The following is a 19255-nucleotide window of genomic DNA, read 5'->3' on the forward strand; positions in this document are numbered from 1 at the left end:
CGCCTTGTTGCGATGCGGCATACATCATGGACAGAGCGGAGCGAACAGCGTTTGTCTTTGCCGGCGGTGGCAGCCTGGGTGCCATCGAGGCCGGCATGCTGCGCGAGCTGGTGGCCTCGGGTGTTGTTCCGGACATGGTGATCGGCGCATCGGCCGGCGCCATCAATGCCGCTTTCTTCGCGTGCAACCCGCATGCTGCCGGCACAGCACAGTTGGAGGCGCTCTGGCGCGGCGTGCGCCGTGCAGATGTGATGCCATGGTCGTGGCGTGCCATGTTCGGCATGCTGGGTGGCAGGCGTGCGCATCTGGTGGATGCGTCCGGCCTGGCGCGGCTGCTGACGCGGCATTTTTCGCAGGCCATGCTGGAGGCGGCGGCGTTGCCGCTGCACGTGGTGGCCACCGACATGCAGACGGGCGCCGAGGTGGTGCTGTCTTCCGGCCAGATCGTGCAGGCCGTGCTGGCCAGTGCGGCCATTCCTGGGGTGTTTCCGCCTGTGCGCGTGGGCGATCGCTTGCTGATCGACGGTGGTGTTGCCAACAACACGCCAATCTCCGCCGCCATCCGCCTGGGTGCCACGCGTGTGGTTGTGCTGCCGGCCGGCTTTGCCTGCGCAGACCGGCGTGCCCCGCGCAGCGCCATCGAGCACGCGCTCAATGCGTTGTCACTGCTGGTGGCGCGCCAACTGGTGCAGGACCTGGAGCGCTGGGCGGGGCAGGTGCCGATTGCTGTGGTACCGCCGCTGTGCCCGCTCGATGTATCGCCCTATGACTATGCCCGCTGCGGCGAGTTGATCGACCGTGCTGCCGCCGCCACCGCCGCGTGGCTGGCCGCGGATGGCCTGGCTGGAACCGGCATTCCCAGCGCCCTGCGCGAGCACCATCACAACGAAGACCACCCAAGCTGCAGCGTCGACCCGCACGCCATGCCGACCGCCTGACACCGTGTCGGCCAGGTGGCAGATGCCGTATGCTCATGCCGTCACAAATACACCGGTGGGGGGTCTCATGGGCGTGGTGATCGATCATCCGGTCGAGGTGTTCCTCATGGCGCTGATCGTGTTGGCGGGGGCAGCGCGTATCGGCTCGGCCCTATCGAAGCGCCGTGCGCTCGATGGCAGCACGCACGAAGACTTTGACGTGATCCAGGCGGCCACGCTCACGCTGCTCGGCCTGATGATCGGCTTCACGTTTTCGATGGCCATCAGCCGATACGACACGCGCAAGAACTACGAAGAGGAAGAGGCCAACGCCATCGGCACCGAATATGCGCGTGCCAGCCTGCTGCCCGCAGCCGATGCCGCCAACCTGCGCGGCTTGCTGGTGAAGTATGTGGAGGTGCGCATCCAGCTCTACAGCAGCCACGACGCCAGGCAACTGCCCGCACTCGAGGCCGAAACCTCGCGCCAGCAAGATGCCTTGTGGGCGGCAGTGCTTGGGCCCGCCGCCGCGCAACCCACGCCCATCGTTGCGCTGGCCGTGAGCGGCATGAACGACGTGCTCAATGCACAGGGCTATACCCAGGCCGCATGGCGCAACCGGATTCCGGTGGCGGCCTGGGTGCTGCTGTTCATGGTGGGCGCATGTGGCACGTTCATGGTCGGCTATGGCACGCGTAGTGCGCGCATGCGCGGGGTGCTGCAGTTGCTGCTGCCCCTGGTGCTGGCGCTGTCGTTCATGCTGATTGCCGACATCGACAGCCCGCGCGGTGGGTTTGTCCATGTGGATCCGGTCAACCTCAAGACGCTGGCGGCGTCCATGCAGCATTGACGGGCAGGGCGGGATTTTCCGCTTGGCGTTGAAACTGAATCTGCGTCGCGCGGCTGTTTCTGCGCACGTTGCGCGCCCATGATGCGGCCATCCAGTTCCACCTGAAGCCCATCATGAAAGCCGTTGCCTACTACGAAAGCCTGCCCATCGACGCGCCCAATGCGCTCGTCGACCTGACCTTGCCCGACCCCACGCCCGGCCCGCACGACCTGCTGGTGGAGGTGCGTGCCATCTCCGTCAATCCGGTCGACGTGAAAGTGCGAACCGGCATGCCTCCAGCGGACAACCAGCCGCGCGTGCTGGGCTGGGATGCGGCAGGTGTGGTGCGTGCCGTGGGCGCCGACGTGTCGCTCTTCAGGCCCGGCGATGCAGTCTGGTATGCCGGTGCCCTGCAACGCGCCGGCACCAACAGCGAGCTGCATGTGGTGGACGAGCGCATCGTCGGCAAGATGCCGGCCACGCTCGGGTTTGCACAGGCGGCCGCGTTGCCGCTGACCGCCATCACCGCGTGGGAACTCCTGTTCGACCGGCTGCAGGTGCCGCACGCAGACACGCCCAGTGGCAAGACGTTGCTGATCGTGGGGGCGGCGGGTGGCGTCGGGTCGATCCTCGTGCAGTTGGCGCGCCAGCTGACTGGTTTGACCGTGATCGGCACCGCTTCGCGCCCGGAGACGGCCGCCTGGGTGCGCGAGCTTGGCGCACACCACGTGATCAACCACACGCAGCCGCTGGCGGCCGAGTTGCGCCGCATTGGCGTGCCTGAGGTTGACTACGTGGCCAGCTTGAACCAGACCGAACACCACTTCGAGCAGATCGTCGAGGCGCTCAAGCCGCAGGGCCGTCTTGCGTTGATCGATGACCCGACGCAGCTCGACGTACGCAAGCTCAAGGCGAAGAGCGTGTCGCTGCACTGGGAGTTCATGTACACGCGCTCGATGTTCCACACGGATGACCAGATCGAGCAGCACCACCTGCTCAACCGCGTGGCCGCCATGATTGACGACGGCACGCTGCGCTCGACCATGAGCGAGCATTTTGGCGCCATCAACGCAGCCAATCTCAAGCGCGCGCACGCCCTGATCGAAAGCAATCAGGCGCGCGGCAAGATCGTGCTGGAAGGGTTCTGACGCAGAATCAGGCGTCGGCTAGGTAGCCGCCGATGCGTTCCTGCAGGAAATCACGCAGGCGCATCAACGTAGGCGACAGTGCAAGGCGATGCGTGCAGATCAGGTGCAACGGCGCCACCTCGCCTTGCCAGTGGGTCATCACTGGCTGCAGGCGGCCGGCGCGCAGGTCGGCCAGCACGTCCAGGCGCGACTTGTACGCGATGCCGTGACCGGCCACGGCCCAGCGGCGCACGAGTTCACCGTCGTCGGCCACGCGATTGCCGGTCACGCGCACCACCTGCGTGTTGTTCGCCTGGTGGAACGTCCATTGGTCGTGCGTGGTGTCGGACAGCGCCAGCCGCAGGCAGTTGTGCTGAAGCAAATCATCGGGCGTCTGGGGCACGCCGTGCCTGGCGAAGTAAGCCGGCGCGGCGCACAGCACACGACGGTTGTCGGGCGCCAGCGGCAGCGCCACCAATGAAGAGTCCTCAGGCTCGCCATAGCGCACTGCGGCATCCACGCGCTGGCGGAACATGTCGACCAGCCGATCGCCAATGCGCACCTGCAGCGCCACCGCCGGGTGCTCGGTGAGGAAATCATCGAGCCAACCGGCGAGCACGTTGCGCCCCAGGTCGGATGGGATCGACAGCGATACATCACCACCGATGGCCTGCCTGCTGAGCGCGAGCGAATCCTGCCCGGCCTGCAGATCGGCCAGCGCGCGACGGGCGTGCGACGGGCGTGCGCCAGGTAGCGCTCGCCTTCCTGCGTGAGCGCAAGGCTGCGCGTGGAACGCGCCAGCAGCCGCGCACCGAGCTCGGCCTCCAACCGCTTGACTGCCGCGCTGGCGGCTGCCGGTGCAATGTTCAGCACGCGCGCCGCCGCCGACAGGCTGCCGTTGTCTACGGCCAGCACGAAGATGGTGAGGTCTTCCAGGCGGATCATCGCGGCGGGTTTCGATGGGAATGGCGGAGGATGGGCGGCATCTTACCGAGCACCTAGCTCGCGCGCACGGTTGCCCAATCCAGCCCGAACCGGGCGAGATATTTGCGCAGCCGGTCTGCGTCGTTCGCCTTGGCCTTCTCGGTGCGCGACACGTCGAACAGCCGGCGCCCGGCATCCGACAGCGATGCGGATTTGCGGCACGTGGCAATCACGTTTTCCAACTGCATGCGGTCGAACAGGTCGATGGATGCGACCTCGTCGCCGAGCAAATCTGCGAGCGCCCCGTCCTCGCCTGCCGAATCCGCTTTGGCCCACGTGCGCTGCAAACGCGCGATTTCGTCAGCGACATCGGCCTCGGTAATGCGTCCGCCTTCGGCCAGCGTCGCCAGCCGCGTGACGGAAGCCGACAGCTCACGGAAGTTGCCCGTCCAGCGTGCCTGCGGCGAGGTGACGAACTTCAGATAGATGCGCCGCGCCTCTGTGTGAAAGCGCACTTGCTCGCCGTGTTCGCGGGCAAAGCGCGCCAGCTCGAAGTCGAGATTCGGCTCCAGGTCTTCCGGGCGATCGGCCAGGCCGGGCAGGTCGAACGTCCACAGGTTGATCCGCGCGTATAAGTCTTCGCGGAAACGGCCTTCCGCCACCCACTGCCGCAGGTCGCGCACCGTGCCGGCGATGAGCTGGAAATCGCTTTCCACCTCGCGGTCGCTGCCGAAGGGGAGGAAGCGCTTCTCTTCGATGGCCTTGAGCAGCATGGCCTGTTCATCCAGGCCCAGTTCGCCGATTTCATCCAAAAACAGCAGGCCGCCATCCGCGCTGCGCAGCAGGCCCGCGCGCTCGGTCTGTGCGCCGGTGAAGGCGCCCTTCACGTGGCCGAAGAGCGCGGACATCGCGCTGTCACCGCGCAGCGTGGCGCAGTTCACCTCGACAAAGCGGCCGGCGAGTTGGTGGCGCGCCTTCTTCATCTCATACACACGCCGTGCGAGGAACGACTTGCCGGCACCCGTCGGCCCGAACAGCAGCATCGGCGCCTTGGAGCGCGACGCTACCCGCTCGATCTGCTCGATCATCCGGTTGAACGCCGGGTTGCGCGTGGCGATGCCCGACTTCAGCAGCGAGACCGTGTCTTCCCGCTCACGTGCAAAGCGCGTGGCGATCTTGTCGTAGCGTGAGAGATCCAGGTCGATGACGCTGTAGCTGCCGGTGATGTTGCCGAGTTCCTTCTTGCGCGGTGGCGCAGTCTGGATCAGTTGCGCCGGCAGGTAGCGCGCCTCAGCCAGCAGGAACCAGCAAATCTGCGCGACGTGCGTGCCCGTGGTGATGTGGATGAGGTAGTCCTCCGCGTCGGTGTCGAAAGCGTAGCCGCGCGTGAAGTCGTGCAGCGTGCTGTAGACCTCTTCGAAGTCCCACGGGTCGCGCAGCGAGACCTCGACACTGCGCACCTCGGTTTCGGGCGATACGGCGGCGATGTCATCGCGCAGGCGCTCGAACAGGCTGCGGCTGCGCGCGTCGTGCAGCAACTCCAGCCTGTGGATAACGAGATCGTCCTGCTGGCACAGGCCGACGGTGGGCCGCCAGCGCTCCCAACGCTGGGCGCCCTTGCCCACGTAGTCGAGCGTGGTACCCACGAAGCCGATGGCGACATTGTTGCGCATGCTGGAGTTCTATCCAAAAAGATAAATCAATATATCAATGGATCGTATTTTCAGGAAGTTTGGCGTGCCCACATCTGCGTTGCTTCGTCATAAATCCAATGAAATCAAAGAGATAGGTTGATTTTCGGCAAGCTGGAGGTGACCTGGCACACCCATTGCACTAGAGAAGGCATCAACAACACAACGCGAGATGCCAAATGGCTAACCAGCAACTGTTCCAGACCTTGCTCGCGAAGACGGTCCAAGCCAATGCGACCGACGCGATCAACCAGGCCGGCGCCCCGGCATATGCGCTGTCGCCCCAGCACCAGCTGGCGCAACTGGCGATGACGGGCTGCCTGAACCACACCTTTTACGCTTCGGCCGAGACGCAACTGGCCGACGTCCTGCAACTGGCGCTGCAAGTGGACGACGCCTTTATCGCCAAGACCGCGGTGTACAGCCGCGAGCGCGGCCTGATGAAGGACATGCCGGCCCTGCTGACCGCTGTGCTGGCGGCCAAGGGCAGTGCGCTGCTGCCGGCGGTGTTCGGCCGCACGATCGACACCGGCAAGATGCTGCGCAACTTCGTGCAGATCGTGCGCAGCGGCGCCACCGGTCGCAAGTCGCTCGGCAGCCGCCCGAAGAAGCTCGTGCAGACGTGGCTGAACACCGCCACGGAAGTGCAGCTGCTGCAGGCCACCGTGGGCAATGCGCCGTCATTGGCGGATGTCGTGAAGATGGTGCACCCGAAGCCGGCGGAAGCCTGGCGTGCCGCGTTCTTTGCATGGCTGATCGGCAAGCCGCACGACGCTACACAACTGCCGCCGCTGACGCGTGAGCTGTGTGCCTTCCGCGCCGGTGAGTCGAAGGTGCTGCCGGACGTGCCGTTCCAACTGCTGACCAACGCGCCGCTGAATGCCGCGCAATGGGCGGTGTTGTCGGAGCGCATGGGTTGGCACGCGCTGCGTATGAGCCTGAACACGCTGGGCCGCCAAGGTGCGTTCAGCCTGCCGGGCGTGACGAAGCGTGTGGCGGCGCGTTTGGCCGATGCGGCGCAGGTGCGCAAGGCGCGCGTGTATCCGTACCAATTGCTGGCGGCTTACCGTTCAGCGGTGGATCCGGTGCCGCTGGCGGTGCGTGAAGCGCTGCAGGATGCGCTGGATGCGTCGCTGGCCAACGTGCCGAAGCTGGAGGGCAACGTGGTCGTGTGTCCGGACGTGTCCGGTTCGATGGGTAGCCCGGTAACGGGCTGGCGTCAGGGCGCGACTTCGGTTGTGCGCTGTATCGACGTGGCTGCGCTGGTGGCCGCCGCCATCCTGCGCTCGCATCCGAGGGCACGTGTGCTGCCGTTCGAGCAGCGTGTGGTGGACGTGCGCCTGAACGCCCGCGATTCAGTGATGACCAATGCCGACAAGCTGGCGGCCATCGGCGGTGGTGGTACCAACTGCTCGGCGCCGCTGGCCAAGCTGGTGGCAGAGCGCGCCAAGGTCGATGTGGTGATCCTGGTGTCGGACAACGAATCCTGGGTCGATGCCACGCGTCACGGCGCAACGCAAACGATGCTCCAGTGGGACTTGCTGAAGCTGCGTAACCCGCAAGCCAAGCTGGTCTGCATCGATCTGCAGCCGTATGGCACGACGCAGGCGATGGAGCGTGAGGACATCCTCAACGTCGGCGGTTTTGGCGATGCGGTGTTCGACGTGATCGCGCAGTTTGCGTCTGGCAGTTTTGGCGCTGGCCACTGGGTCGAGGCCATCGAGGCGACGGTGCTGTAGGCCGTCTTGGGATGAGCAACAACGTTTTACCGGCGCGTCACGAATGCTGAAGAGCTTGTCCTGACGCGCCAGGTGCGAATGCCTGCGGGTGTACATCGGTATCCAGTCGGTTCGAACCCGACCCGCGCGAAAGCGTGAGACCACTCGCTCCCCTAGTCGCACCACCTTTTTTTCCGGCGAATGCCGGCGGAACTACATCCTGTCACGATCGAGGTCGCGGGTTCGAATCCCGTCGGTCCCAAATCAGGGGGACCGTAGCTCAGTGGATAGAGCGCGTGTTTCGCCAACTTTAGTCGCCGACCCCAATGCAACGCCCGGTGTCACTGCCAATGCGACATCGGGCCCCATAATGAAAAGAACGGAAGCAACGAAAGATCATGAGCAAGTACAACACTCTCCACGTTGAAAACGGCGCCGACATCAAGCTCTGGACCAACGGCGTGCCAGTGGAAGACGACGCCCGCAAGCAACTGATGAACACGGCCAAGATGCCGTTCATCTTCAAGCACCTGGCGGTGATGCCGGACGTGCACCTGGGTAAGGGTTCGACCATCGGCAGCGTGATTCCGACCGAGGGTGCGATCATTCCGGCCGCCGTGGGTGTGGATATCGGCTGTGGAATGATGGCCGCGCGTACGACGTTGACGGCCGCAGACCTGCCGGACAACCTGCACGGCCTGCGTAGCGCCATCGAGGCAGCAGTGCCGCACGGCCGTACGCAAGGTCCGCGCGACAAGGGCGCCTGGAACACGCCGCCGGAAACCGTCGACGCGATGTGGGGCGAGTTGGTCGACGGTTTCAAGCGCATCACCGACAAGTACCCGAAGCTGAACAAGACGAACAACCACAAGCACCTGGGAACGCTGGGGACCGGTAACCACTTCATCGAGGTCTGCCTGGATGAAGAGCAGCGCGTCTGGTTCATGCTGCACTCGGGTTCGCGCGGCGTGGGGAACGCCATCGGCAACTTGTTCATTGAACTGGCACAGGCCGATATGCGACAGCACATCGCCAACCTGCCGGACCGCGACCTGGCCTACTTTGAAGAAGGCAGCCAGCACTTTGACGATTATGTTGAGGCCGTTGGCTGGGCGCAGGACTACGCGCGCCGCAACCGCGCCACGATGATGCAGAACGTGATCGCGGCCGCGCGCAAGGTCATCACCAAGCCGTTCGCGGCGGACGTGGAAGCGGTGAACTGTCACCACAACTACGTGCAGCGCGAAACCCACTTCGGCCGCGATGTGCTGGTGACGCGTAAGGGTGCGGTGTCGGCACAGAAGGGGCAGCTCGGGATCATTCCGGGTTCGATGGGGGCGAAGAGCTTCATCGTGCGCGGGCTGGGTAACGAAGAGGCCTTCTGCTCGTGCAGCCACGGTGCGGGCCGTACGATGAGCCGCACGCAGGCCAAGAAGCGTTTCACGGTCGATGACCAGATTCGTGCCACGGCCCACGTGGAATGCCGTAAGGACGCTGACGTGATCGACGAGATCCCGATGGCGTACAAGGACATCGACCACGTGATGGCCGCGCAGGCGGACCTGGTGGAGATCGTGCATACGCTGCGCCAGGTGGTGTGTGTGAAGGGATAAGCTCGCGCTTCGCCCTTTGCCTGCCGCGGGCACGGTGGATTTTCGTCGTGCCCGACTGCGTTTTGTGCAACAAGAACAACAAGTGAACACCATGACGTTTCTGTATTCCCACCCCGTCTCCGACGCCATCCGCGAGCGTGTGCTGGCGGAACTCAGCAGCATCGAGCAGCAGCACGACGTTCGTGTCTTGTTCGCCTGCGAATCCGGCAGCCGCGGCTGGGGCTTTGCCTCGCCCGACAGCGACTATGACGTGCGCTTCGTCTACGTGCATCAGCCCGAGTGGTACCTGCGCGTCGAGCCGCAGCGCGATGTGATCGAACTGCCGATCAGCGATGAGCTGGACATCTCTGGCTGGGAGCTGCGCAAGGCGCTGCAGCTGATGCACCGCTCCAACCCGACGTTGCTGGAGTGGCTCGCGTCGCCCGTGGTGTATCGCCAGGACGCGGCGCTGGCCGAGCGTATGCGCACGCTCGCGCCGACGTTCTTCTCCGAGCGCAAGGGGCGCTGGCATTACGTGTCAATGGCGGCGAAGAACTTTCGCGGCTATCTGCAGGGCGAGACCGTGCGCATGAAGAAGTATCTGTACGTGCTGCGTCCGCTGCTGGCCGCACAGTGGATCGACGAAGGGCGTGGCATCCCGCCGATGCGCTTTGCCGATCTGGCTGACGTGATGGTGAAAGACATCGCATTGCGTGACGAGATCAACCAGTTGCTGGCGATCAAGATGGAATCCGGCGAGGCCGAATACGGCGCACGCTTTCCGCGCATTCACGCCTTTATCGAACAGGCACTGGCGCAGGAAGACGTGCCGGCCGATTTCCGCCAGGCCACGGGCAACCCGACAGCGCTGGACGCGTTCCTCTACGACACCGTGTTGACGCGCACCCCCTGTACAACCTGACGCGCACCCAATCTGGCGGGTGCGCAAACGAACAAGAAGAACAAACCATGAACACCCAACTGCAGTTTCAATCGCAACCCGCCACCTGCATCGAACTCGATGGCGCGCAGGGCGAGGGCGGCGGACAAATCCTACGTACGGCACTCACCCTGTCGATGCTGACTGGCACGCCGTTCCAGATCGACAACATTCGCGCCAAGCGTTCCAAGCCTGGTCTGCTGCGCCAGCATTTGACCGCTGTGCAGGCGGCCAAGGAGATCAGCGGCGCCACCGTGGAAGGCGCAGAAGCAGGCTCGCAGACGCTGCGCTTCACGCCCGGCGCCATCCGTGGTGGCGACTACCGTTTCGCCATCGGCACGGCCGGCAGCTGCACGCTGGTGCTGCAGACCATCCTGCCCGCGCTGTGGTTTGCCGATGCGCCGAGCACCGTGTCGGTCAGTGGTGGCACGCACAACCGCGCCGCGCCGCCGGTTGATTTCCTCATCCGCGCGTGGCTGCCGCTGGTCGCCCGCATGGGCGTGACGCAGACGCTCGCGCTCAAGCGCCACGGCTTCTACCCAGCCGGTGGCGGCGAGGTACAGGCGACGATTACGCCGTGCGCAGGCCCGCTGCGTGCGCTGCATCTGACCGAGCGCGGCGCGCAACAGGCGCTGCGTGCCGAAGGCATCGTTGCAGGTGTGCGCGGCGGCGTAGCGCGGCGCGAGCTGGACATGCTGGGTCGCCTCGTGCCCGGCGTTGATGGCACCGTGCGTGATCTCGGCAATGCAGAAGGTCCCGGTAATGCGCTCGTGCTCGACATCGTGCACGAGCATGTCACCGAGGTGTTGACGGGCTTTGGCGAGCGCGGTGTGACGGCCGAGACCATCGGCAAGGACGTCGCCCATGCAGCACTGCGCTACTTGCAAAGCGCAGCGGCGGTGGACGAATACCTTGCCGATCAGCTCGTGTTGCCGATGGCGCTGGCCGGTGCCGGCAGCCTCACCGCGGTGGCGACTTCGTCGCATCTGCTGACCAACCTCAGCGTGATTGAGAAGTTCTTGCCGGTAGCGTTTGATGTGGAGACCGTCGGGCCGGGTGCGCCTGTTCTGGTGCGCGTGCTGTAGCGCGCGCCGCCAATGGCCCGTTCGCCAATAAGGTAACGCCCGCACGGGCCATCGACCTGCGGGCGTTCTTGTTTGCACCTAGCGATGCGCCAGGATGTTGACCACATTCCCGAACGGATCGCGCACATGGAAGCGCCGCACGCCCCACGGCTCATCCACGAGCGGGTAGACGATCTCTAGGCCCAGCGACAGGGCGCGGGCATGCACGGCATCGGCGTCATCCACCTCAATGGACAGCGCCGGCACCGGGGTGCCCGAGCCGCCCTCGGTGGCGATGCTGACCTGCGGCGCCATCGTGGCATGGGTGTCGGCAAAGGTGACGATCCAGCCGTGGTCCATCACGGCTTCCAGGCCGAGCAGGTCGGCATAGAACGCGCGGGCGCGCGCCGGGTCGGGGGCATGCAGGTTGGGGACGATGCGTCGGACGGCCATGCTGCGCTCCTGTCTGGGGTGGACGGAAATGGACTGCGGCATTGTAGTCAGCCTTGTGATGGCTTGTTCGCATGCAGGGCCGGCGCACATCACGTAAAGTGGCGGGCACTCGAACCATATAGAGACACGCACGCCATGGATTTCCTGCAATCGCTGCTGGCCCCGCGCCTGCAAAACGTTGAAACCTCTGCCATTCGCGAACTCTTCAAGGTGCTCGGCAAGCCGGGCCTGATCTCGTTTGCCGGCGGCTTTCCGGATTCGGCCCTGTTTGACGTGGAAGGCCTGAAGGCCGCTGCCGACAGCGCACTCACCGCTGATGCCGCCCGCGCACTGCAGTACGGCGCCACCGAGGGCTTCGAACCCCTGCGCGAGGCCATCGTCACGTTGATGAAGGCGCGCGGCGTCAACATCGTCAACACCGACATCCTGGTCACCACCGGCTCGCAGCAAGGTCTGGACCTCCTGGGCAAGGTGCTGATCGGCGAGGGCGACACGGTGCTGGTGGAAGCGCCGACCTTCCTGGCCGCCATCCAGGCGTTCAAGCTGTACGGCGCCAAGGTGGCCGGCGTGCCGACCGACGCCGATGGCCTGGATGTGGATGCGCTGGAAAAGACGCTGGCCACCAGCAAGCCGAAGTTCCTCTACGTGATCCCCAACTTCGGCAACCCCAACGGCGCGCTGATGAGCCTGGAGCGCCGTCAGCGCCTGCTGCAACTGGCCGTGCGTCACAACCTGCTGATCGTCGAAGACGACCCGTACGGCGAGCTGTACTTCGATGCACCGCCGCCACCGTCGCTGTATGCGCTGTCCCAGCAGACTGAAGGGGCGCAGGGCCGCGTGGTCTACCTGGGTAGTCTGTCGAAGGTGATGGCGCCGGGGCTGCGCGTGGGCTGGATGATTGCCCCGCCGCTGCTGCTGGGCAACGCCGTCATGGTCAAGCAGTTTGCCGATGCGCACACCTCCACGTTTGCACAGGCCACGGCGGCCGCCTACCTGCGCAGCAACCGCCTGGACGCTGTGCTGCCGCGCACGCGCGCTGCCTACGCCGAGCGTGCACACGCCATGGCCAATGGCCTGCGCGCGCTGCTGCCCGAGAGCGAACTGACTTTCAACCGCCCGCGCGGCGGCATGTTCCTGTGGGGCCGCCTGCCGGGCCGCAACGCCGCGGATGTGGCCAAGATCGCCATCGAGCGCGGTGTGGCCTTCGTGCCGGGGGCGGCGTTCTACGCGGTCGATCCGGACCGCTCGACGCTGCGCCTGTCGTACGCCACCTCGTCGCTCGCGCAGGTGGAAGAGGGCATTGCCAAGCTGGCAGGTGCTATCCGCGAACTGCCCGTCGCCTGATCGTCTGATGATCTGACCGGCGGCAGGTGAGGGCGCGGGCAACGATGCCAGTGCACCTCACCGATTTGGCCTGTTCCCGCCAGGCCCACCCATCCATGAAGAAGCCACCGCGCAGACGCTGCACGCGATGGTGGCCGAGGGCGCGATGCCGCCGCGGGCGCCGCCCGGTGGCCATCAATGGGCAGCGGACGTGGCGGTCTGCTCCTCAGTCTGCGCCGGCTCATGACGGCCACCCCGCCGCCACACCACCACCGCCACCACGTGACACCCGGCCGCCGCCCAACCGAGCATGCCTGGGCCTCCGTGGGCCAATGCCAGCGCCCCCACGCTCGACCCCAGCGCAATCCCCACATACACCGCCGAGGCATGCAGCGACAGCGTGATCGGCGACACGTCGGGCGCTAGGCGGATCAGCCGCGTTGCCTGCGCCGGCCCGAAGCCCCAGCCCGCCATGCCCCACAGCACAACTGCACCGATGGCGACAGCGCCTGCAACCGTGCCATGCAGCACCTGAGCCGATAGCGACAACACCGAGAACGCCAGCACGATGCCCACGCTGCTTACGGCCAGCACGCGCGCCACGCCCGCCCGGTCCGTCATGTGCCCGCCCAGGCCCGTGCCCAGCGCAGCAAAACTGCCCACCAGAAACAACACGATGCCCACGTGCTGCGGCGCAAAGCCCAACCCCTGCACAAAGAACGGCGCGACATACGTATAGAACGTGAAGCCGCCCGCCGCCCACAGTGCCGACACGGCCAGTGCGCCCAGCATGCCGGGCCTACGCGCCACGCTCAGGCGCTGCGCCAGCGTGGTCACGCTGTGCGGCAGGGCGCGCGGCAAGCCGAAGGCGAGGCCCGCGGTTGCCAGCGCAGACAGCACGCCGCACGCCACGAAGGTCGAGCGCCAGTCGCCTTGCGCGGCAATCCACGCGCCCAGCGGCACCCCCAGCGCCACCGCCACCGTGCCGCCACCCGTGATGATGGCGAGCGCCGTGCCGCTGCGCGCTGCCGATACCAGCGAGGTCGCCACCGCATTGGCGGTTGGCAGGAACACGCCTGCGGCCAGCGCCAGCAGCACACGCGCCGCCATCAACTGCCCGAAGCCGTGCGCACTGGCGGCCAGCAGGTTGCCTGCCGCAAAGATGGCCAGCGCGCCGATCAGCACGCGGCGCCGGTCAACGTTGCCCAGCAGCGTCGCCATCACGGGCGAGCCCACGGCGTACGTCACGGCAAACACGGTGACGAGTTGCCCCGCCGCCGGCACGCTCACCCCCAGTTCAGCGGCGAGCGTCGGCAGCAGGCCGGCGATCATGAATCCTTCGGTGCCGATGGCGAACGCGCCCAGGCACAACCACCACAGCGATGCCGGCATGGTCGGCTCCTGTCAGAAGAGGAAAGCAGAGAGGGGGGCGGAGCGTGTGGCTCCGCAGGGATCAGCGCGCGGTGGAGTCGGCGGTCTGGCCGAACAACACGCTGCGCTCGTCGTCGGAGATGTCTTCGCGGCGGCGCGAGTACGCGCGCTCGACACCGGCATAGGCGCGCTCGGTGGCCGGGCGTGCGCCAACGGCCTCGAACCAGCGTTGCAGGTGCAGGAAGTCGTTCAGGTCTTGCCCGTGCCCGGCGTGCGGCACGATCCACGGGTAGGCCGCGATGTCGGCGATGGTGTAGTCGTTGCCGGCAATGTACGGGCGATCGGCCAGGCGGCGGTCGAGCACGCCGTACAGGCGGTTGGTTTCTTTGGTGTAGCGGTCGATGGCGTAGGGCACGCGCTCGGGGGCATACACGTTGAAGTGGCCGATCTGCCCGGCCATCGGGCCCAGGCCGCCCACCTGCCAGAACAGCCACTTGAGCACTTCCATGCGGCCGTGCAGGTCGGTGGGCATCAGCTGGCCGGTCTTTTCAGCCAGGTAGAGCAGCATCGCGCCCGATTCGAACAGCACCACGGGCTCGGTGCCCTCGGCCGGGTCGTGATCGACCATGGCCGGGATCTTGTTGTTGGGCGAGATGGCGAGGAACTCGGGCTTGAACTGGTCACCCCGGCTGATATCCACCGGGATGACGCGGTGCGGCAAACCGGTTTCGGCAAAGAACAGCGCCATCTTCAGGCCGTTGGGGGTGGCGCAGTAGTAGAGGTCGATCATGGCGGGGCCCTCGTGTTTCTGTCGTGTTGGTTGACAGAGTAGGTGCGCGAGTGGCCTTTTGTAATGACCAGAAATCGGAATTTCTGGGTGGCCACTTGGTTCAGTGGCCGTGCACCTGTGCGGGCTCGGGCGTCTCGCACGATCGCGCGTACCACTCCCATGCAGCGGTGGCGCACAGCACCCCGGTCGCGAGCGTGGACACCGTCAGCGCAGACAAACCATCCGCCACTAGCCAGGCCGCTCCAAGCGCGACCAGCCCGACCACATGCGCCGGACGCACCCGCCCAAAGATCGCCCACTTGAACAGCAGGTTGCCCAGCAGATACAGCCCCGCGCTGCCCAGCACCGCCAGCGCCGCGCCCGCATGCGGATGGCCCACCGGATGCGCGAGCACAAACTCATCGGCCACGGCGCCAATGATGATGCCCGCCACCAGCACCACGTGGATGTAGGTGTACGCCAGCCGCGCCAGGCGCCCCGGGTCTGCCGAGTGCGACATGGTGTGTGCGCCGCGCTCGGCAATCGTGTCGAAGTACAGCCACCACATCGCCAGGCTGCCGATGAATGACACCGCCATCGCCGCGATGTTGGCGGCGTTCCAGTCGAGCCCGGCAAACGTCGAGCCCGTGACCGTGACGGACTCGCCCAGCGCGATGAGGACGAACAGCGAGCAGCGCTCGGCCATGTGGCCGCCCTCCACGTTCCAGTCGTCGGTGGTCGAGCGGCCCAGGCCTGGGGTGTAGAAGCCCATGGATGGGCCAATCCATTCGATGGACAGCGCGAGGATCCAGCACACCCAGCGCACGGGCACGTCCGACAGCCCGCCGATCAGCCACAGCACCGCCGACGCGCCGAGCCACACGCCAATGCGCTGGAAGTTGCGACGCATGCTCAGCGACTCATGCCGCACGGCCCACAGGAAGAACAGCGTGCGCCCGAACTGCATGAACACATAGGCCAGCGCAAACGCCAGTCCGCGCGAGCCGAACGCCTGCGGCAGCGATGCGGAGAGCAGCAGCCCCGCCGTCATCAGCACCAGCATCAGGATGCGGATGGCAAGCTTCTCGGGGTCGAGCCAGTTGGTGACCCACGAGGTGAAGATCCACACCCACCACACCGCCAGCATCAGCAGCAGCGCCTGCGCGCCGCCTTCGAGCGTGAAGTTGCCGATCAGCAGGTGTGAGAGCTGTGTCACCGCAAAGACGAACACCAGATCGAAGAACAGCTCGATGTTGGTGACGCGGTGGTGGCCGTGCGCGCCGGAGGGCGCGGGGCGGAGGTAGCTGCGGGGCATCGGGGGCTCAGTGATCAGGCTTGCATGCCGAGCGTGAGCGTGCCCGCGCCTACCATCACCGCGCCGCCGGTGTAGCCGAAGCGGCGCTGTGCGGCCACGCTGGTCAGGCGCTTGGCGAGCAGCTTGGCGGCCAGCGCATACATCGATGCATTGGCGGCGGCCAGGCACACGAAGGTCGGCAGCAGGATCACGCTTTGCGACAGGAAAGTCTGATCGGCCGACATGAATTGCGGCACAAAGGCGACGAAGAAAACGATGCTCTTGGGGTTGAGCGCCGTGACCGTCCAGGCGGACAGGAAGCGGCGGCCCGCGGACTTCTGCTGCACGGGGATGGTGGCTTCCGGTGCGTCATCGCGCAGGCGGCGGGCGCTGAGGATGGACTTGATGCCCAGGTAGACGAGGTACGAACCGCCGATGAGCTTGAGCACCGTGAATGCCGTGGCGGATGCGGCGAGCAGGGCGCCCGCACCGGCCAGGGACACAGCCATGGCGGTGGTGTCACCGGCGGCCACGCCGGCCACCGTGCTCCACGCCGAGCGGCCACGGTTGGCCAGCGAATCACCAATCACCAGCAGGATGGTGGGTCCGGGGATGAGCAGGATGATGATGCTGGCGCCGATGAAGGCCAGCCAGGTGTGGAGGGTCATGGTGGTGTCTCTTTGTTGTTGGGAATGAGCCACCAGTTATCCATGAAATTTTGGGGGCGTCAAACGGGGGAGATTGGTTTTTTTGCGGTTTGGGTTTTGGTCTTGGTGGTTTGCTGCTGTTTCGTCCCCTGCCGGGGCCGACTCACTTTTCTTGTCTTGCCAAGAAAAGTAAGCAAAAGAAGGCGCGCCCGAGATGGCGACCCCCTCCTTGGATTTTTGTCGCGGGGAGGGGAAGGAGCCAAACTCGCTGCGCTCAGACAAGGCTCCTTCCTTTTTCCTCCCCGCAACAAAAATCCAAGGCGCCATCTAGGGCAGGAATGTCAAAGGCCAAACCGGCGAGGAACAAGCGTGAGCGACATGGCTCGGCGGGTGCCTAACGCGAGGTGCGAGGTGAACGGCTAGCGGCAAGCAGTTGGGGGGAGGCGGAGTAGCGCACTGGCACTCGACGGTGTGCTTTACCCCTGCCCTAGATGGCGCCTTGAATTTGTGTAAGCGGGCGGAAAAAAGACGGGGAACTGTTTGAGCGAAGCGAGTTTTCCCCGTCTCCGCCCGGTTACACAAATTCAAGGGATGTGTCGCCATCTTGGGCGCGCCTTTCTTTGCTTACTTTCTTTGGCAAGACAAAGAAAGTGAGTCAGCCCCGGCAGGGGATGAAACAAGGAGCACACCACCAACACAAAAACCTAAACATGCCGTCGCGCCGCCAAAGCAACCCCACCCACCAACAACAGCGCAGCCACCACCTCCAACCCATGCGGCAAGCGCGCCTCATAAACAAATCCATACAGCAGCGCAAACACCGTCTCAAACACAATCATCTGCCCCGATAACGTCAAAGGCAGCTTCCGGCTAGCCGCATTCCACAGGCTGTTGCCAAGCACCGAAGCCCCCAACGCCACCCCAGCATTGATCAACCAGAACAGCATCCAGGCCGACGCAGGCTGAGCAGAAGCCGTGGCCATCCCCGGCATCAGGAACGCCGGCACTGCCAGCACCAACGACAGCGCCCCCGTTGCAATGCCCGTCAGCAGGGACCATTCACGACTCGTGAACTGCGGGTGCTTGCGCAAATACCGCGCATTGCACACCGCATACACCGTCCAGCACGCCAACGCCCCGGCCGCCATCAGCAGGCCGATGAGGTATGCGTTGCCGCCGGCATCCGCATGCATGGCCGGCGCATCCAGGTAAATGCACACCACCCCCGCCACCGCCATCAGCAGCGGCAGTGCCAACCGCCGCAACGGCAAGCTACCGTGTTCCGCCGCGCCCGCCAGCGTGACCGTCACCGGCAGCAGCCCGACAATCAACGACACCGGCGCCACGCCCGCACGCTGCACGCCACCCGCCACGCACAGGTAGTACAGCAGGTTGCCCGGCAACGACAGCAACAGCAGCGCCACCCAATCGCGCCGCGTTGTCTTGCGCCACAGCGTGCGCCACACGGGCAGCGCCAGCGCCAGAGAGAGCACGCCATACAGCACATACCGCGCCGCCGACAGCGCCAGGGGCGAGAACTGCGGCAGCATCTTGGGCGCCACAAAGATGATCCCCCACAGGGCGCCCGCGGCCACGCCGCAACCCAGGCCCATGAGGTGGTCGCGCCGTGCATCGTGCTGCGCAGGCGTGAGGTGTGTTGCGGTGGAGGTGTCGCCAACAGCCATGTGGAGCCTGGTCCGGAAGATCAATCGAACCGGCACTCTGCGCGTGCACGCGTGATCCGTCTTGGTGAAGACGGCCGCGCTTTGGCAAAAACGGAAATGGAAACCAGAGCGGGCGACTCAGCCGCGCCGTACAGCCGCGGGCGTGATGCCGTGCGTGGCCTTGAGGTGACGCGTGAGCGCGCTCTGGTCGTAGTAGCCGGTGCGCGCGGCAATCTCGGCGATGGGCAGCGAGGTGGTTTCGAGCAGCGACAACGCGTGGTGCAGCCGCACCGCAGCCAGGCGCGCGTGCAGCGTGGTGCCATATGTGGCACGGAACAGCGTGGCAAGGCGCCGCGTGCTCAGGCCCACATCGGCGGCGAGTTCGTCGAGGGTCAGCGGATCGGCATAGCGCTGATCGATGGTGCGCCAGGTTTGCTCCGCGCGCGCGTCGGTGCGTGCGCGCAACTGCGTCGATTGGTTGGCCGGATGCGCGGCCAGCGTCGCCAGCGCGAGGGTCGACCACGCATTTGCCAGGGTGGCATCGACTACGGGGCCAGCCGATGGTGCATAGGGTGAATGCGCGCTCTGCAACCACGCCGTCAGCGCGCGCAGCCCGGGGGTGAGCGGGAAGAACACGCGGTCAGCCAGGCCACGCAGGTCAGGCGCCTCAACGGCTTGCGCGGCGATGTCCAGCACGATGAAGGTATTTGTCCCGGCGGCTTCGAAGGCGTGCGTGGCATCGGCGGGGATGAGCGCGGCGTGGTGCACATCGACGCAGCCGTCGCGGCCGTCCACGACCATCTCCAGCACGCCGCGCGCGGGCATCACGACTTGCACAAAGTCATGTGCGTGTGGCGGAGCGGCCAGGCCGTAGGTGCGAAAGTCCAGCATGACTATCTGTTCAATTTGACAATCCGGTAGATACCATCTTC

Annotated in this window: 16 protein-coding genes and 2 pseudogenes; 9 read left to right on the forward strand and 9 right to left on the reverse strand. The window is 65.6% G+C overall.

The genetic code is table 11. The features are described from left to right. The first annotated feature begins 26 nt into the window (after positions 1–26). From F7R11_RS03310 to F7R11_RS03320, 3 genes are all read left to right on the forward strand, one after another. Positions 27–938 (forward strand): patatin-like phospholipase family protein, encoded by a 912-nt coding sequence (locus F7R11_RS03310; protein ID WP_064801175.1) that lies wholly within the window; start codon positions 27–29, stop codon positions 936–938. A 67-nt stretch (positions 939–1005) separates the two neighbouring features. Beyond that, entirely contained in the window at positions 1006–1767 is a 762-nt protein-coding gene (locus tag F7R11_RS03315) for a bestrophin-like domain (RefSeq protein WP_064801177.1), read from the forward strand. 113 nt (positions 1768–1880) lie between these two features. Beyond that, positions 1881–2894 carry a zinc-binding alcohol dehydrogenase family protein gene (locus F7R11_RS03320; protein ID WP_064806114.1) on the forward strand — a complete coding sequence of 338 codons (1014 nt, stop codon included), beginning with the start codon at positions 1881–1883 and terminating at the stop codon, positions 2892–2894. A 7-nt stretch (positions 2895–2901) separates the two neighbouring features. Here the strand turns inward: F7R11_RS03320 and F7R11_RS03325 are convergent. Further along, a pseudogene (locus F7R11_RS03325) lies at positions 2902–3818 on the reverse strand (LysR family transcriptional regulator). Between the two features lie 53 nt (positions 3819–3871). Continuing rightward, a complete protein-coding gene (gene rtcR, locus F7R11_RS03330) occupies positions 3872–5470 on the reverse strand; it encodes an RNA repair transcriptional activator RtcR (protein ID WP_064801179.1) in 1599 nt (532 codons plus the stop codon). Positions 5471–5667: 197 nt separating this feature from the next. Between rtcR and F7R11_RS03335 the strand changes: the two genes are divergently transcribed. The 4 genes from F7R11_RS03335 to rtcA all read left to right on the forward strand — a co-directional run bounded on the left by F7R11_RS03335 (position 5668) and on the right by rtcA (position 10823). Further along, positions 5668–7227: a vWA domain-containing protein gene (locus F7R11_RS03335; RefSeq protein WP_064801181.1), complete on the forward strand. Its 1560-nt coding sequence runs from the start codon at positions 5668–5670 to the stop codon at positions 7225–7227. Positions 7228–7604: 377 nt separating this feature from the next. Beyond that, positions 7605–8819 carry an RtcB family protein gene (locus F7R11_RS03340; RefSeq protein ID WP_064801184.1) on the forward strand — a complete coding sequence of 405 codons (1215 nt, stop codon included), beginning with the start codon at positions 7605–7607 and terminating at the stop codon, positions 8817–8819. 91 nt (positions 8820–8910) lie between these two features. Beyond that, the gene (locus tag F7R11_RS03345) at positions 8911–9720 is read left to right on the forward strand and encodes a nucleotidyltransferase domain-containing protein (protein ID WP_064806116.1); all 810 of its coding nucleotides are present in this window, start codon (positions 8911–8913) and stop codon (positions 9718–9720) included. A gap of 47 nt (positions 9721–9767) precedes the next feature. Next, on the forward strand, positions 9768–10823 hold the full coding sequence (gene rtcA, locus F7R11_RS03350; protein ID WP_064801187.1) for an RNA 3'-terminal phosphate cyclase: 1056 nt from the start codon (positions 9768–9770) through the stop codon (positions 10821–10823). Between the two features lie 78 nt (positions 10824–10901). On the opposite strand, the gene F7R11_RS03355 is transcribed toward rtcA, so the two are convergent. Next, entirely contained in the window at positions 10902–11255 is a 354-nt protein-coding gene (locus F7R11_RS03355) for a glyoxalase superfamily protein (protein WP_064801189.1), read from the reverse strand. Between the two features lie 135 nt (positions 11256–11390). Here F7R11_RS03355 and F7R11_RS03360 point away from each other — a divergent pair, with 135 nt between their 5' ends. Continuing rightward, entirely contained in the window at positions 11391–12599 is a 1209-nt protein-coding gene (locus F7R11_RS03360) for an aminotransferase-like domain-containing protein (RefSeq protein ID WP_064801191.1), read from the forward strand. A 61-nt stretch (positions 12600–12660) separates the two neighbouring features. Continuing rightward, positions 12661–12753, forward strand: a pseudogene (locus F7R11_RS27250) (VOC family protein); the annotation flags it as partial. A 20-nt stretch (positions 12754–12773) separates the two neighbouring features. Here the strand turns inward: F7R11_RS27250 and F7R11_RS03370 are convergent. The 6 genes from F7R11_RS03370 to F7R11_RS03405 all read right to left on the reverse strand — a co-directional run bounded on the left by F7R11_RS03370 (position 12774) and on the right by F7R11_RS03405 (position 19214). Then, positions 12774–13970 (reverse strand): MFS transporter, encoded by a 1197-nt coding sequence (locus F7R11_RS03370; protein WP_064801193.1) that lies wholly within the window; start codon positions 13968–13970, stop codon positions 12774–12776. A 61-nt stretch (positions 13971–14031) separates the two neighbouring features. Continuing rightward, positions 14032–14739, reverse strand: coding sequence for a glutathione binding-like protein (locus F7R11_RS03375; protein ID WP_064801195.1), 708 nt, complete (start codon positions 14737–14739; stop codon positions 14032–14034). 100 nt (positions 14740–14839) lie between these two features. Continuing rightward, complete coding sequence (locus tag F7R11_RS03380; RefSeq protein ID WP_064801197.1) at positions 14840–16033, reverse strand: low temperature requirement protein A; 1194 nt, start codon at positions 16031–16033, stop codon at positions 14840–14842. 14 nt (positions 16034–16047) lie between these two features. Then, positions 16048–16680 carry a LysE family translocator gene (locus F7R11_RS03385; protein ID WP_064801199.1) on the reverse strand — a complete coding sequence of 211 codons (633 nt, stop codon included), beginning with the start codon at positions 16678–16680 and terminating at the stop codon, positions 16048–16050. A gap of 683 nt (positions 16681–17363) precedes the next feature. Then, the gene (locus F7R11_RS03400) at positions 17364–18344 is read right to left on the reverse strand and encodes a DMT family transporter (RefSeq protein ID WP_064801201.1); all 981 of its coding nucleotides are present in this window, start codon (positions 18342–18344) and stop codon (positions 17364–17366) included. 117 nt (positions 18345–18461) lie between these two features. Next, positions 18462–19214, reverse strand: coding sequence for a helix-turn-helix transcriptional regulator (locus tag F7R11_RS03405; protein WP_064801204.1), 753 nt, complete (start codon positions 19212–19214; stop codon positions 18462–18464). Positions 19215–19255 lie beyond the last annotated feature (41 nt).

This window comes from Ralstonia insidiosa (genome assembly GCF_008801405.1).
Taxonomy (GTDB): Bacteria; Pseudomonadota; Gammaproteobacteria; order Burkholderiales; family Burkholderiaceae; genus Ralstonia; species Ralstonia insidiosa.

Bases quoted from the DNA above. Each gene is read 5' to 3' on its own strand.
- F7R11_RS03380 (WP_064801197.1), bottom strand. From the start codon at position 16,033: ATGCCCCGCAGCTACCTCCGCCCCGCGCCCTCCGGCGCGCACGGCCAC.
- F7R11_RS03345 (WP_064806116.1), top strand. From the start codon at position 8,911: ATGACGTTTCTGTATTCCCACCCCGTCTCCGACGCCATCCGCGAGCGT.
- F7R11_RS03355 (WP_064801189.1), bottom strand. From the start codon at position 11,255: ATGGCCGTCCGACGCATCGTCCCCAACCTGCATGCCCCCGACCCGGCG.
- F7R11_RS03370 (WP_064801193.1), bottom strand. From the start codon at position 13,970: ATGCCGGCATCGCTGTGGTGGTTGTGCCTGGGCGCGTTCGCCATCGGC.
- F7R11_RS03385 (WP_064801199.1), bottom strand. From the start codon at position 16,680: ATGACCCTCCACACCTGGCTGGCCTTCATCGGCGCCAGCATCATCATC.
- rtcR (WP_064801179.1), bottom strand. From the start codon at position 5,470: ATGCGCAACAATGTCGCCATCGGCTTCGTGGGTACCACGCTCGACTAC.
- F7R11_RS03310 (WP_064801175.1), top strand. From the start codon at position 27: ATGGACAGAGCGGAGCGAACAGCGTTTGTCTTTGCCGGCGGTGGCAGC.
- F7R11_RS03335 (WP_064801181.1), top strand. From the start codon at position 5,668: ATGGCTAACCAGCAACTGTTCCAGACCTTGCTCGCGAAGACGGTCCAA.
- F7R11_RS03340 (WP_064801184.1), top strand. From the start codon at position 7,605: ATGAGCAAGTACAACACTCTCCACGTTGAAAACGGCGCCGACATCAAG.
- F7R11_RS03320 (WP_064806114.1), top strand. From the start codon at position 1,881: ATGAAAGCCGTTGCCTACTACGAAAGCCTGCCCATCGACGCGCCCAAT.
- F7R11_RS03360 (WP_064801191.1), top strand. From the start codon at position 11,391: ATGGATTTCCTGCAATCGCTGCTGGCCCCGCGCCTGCAAAACGTTGAA.
- rtcA (WP_064801187.1), top strand. From the start codon at position 9,768: ATGAACACCCAACTGCAGTTTCAATCGCAACCCGCCACCTGCATCGAA.
- F7R11_RS03375 (WP_064801195.1), bottom strand. From the start codon at position 14,739: ATGATCGACCTCTACTACTGCGCCACCCCCAACGGCCTGAAGATGGCG.
- F7R11_RS03315 (WP_064801177.1), top strand. From the start codon at position 1,006: ATGGGCGTGGTGATCGATCATCCGGTCGAGGTGTTCCTCATGGCGCTG.
- F7R11_RS03400 (WP_064801201.1), bottom strand. From the start codon at position 18,344: ATGGCTGTTGGCGACACCTCCACCGCAACACACCTCACGCCTGCGCAG.
- F7R11_RS03405 (WP_064801204.1), bottom strand. From the start codon at position 19,214: ATGCTGGACTTTCGCACCTACGGCCTGGCCGCTCCGCCACACGCACAT.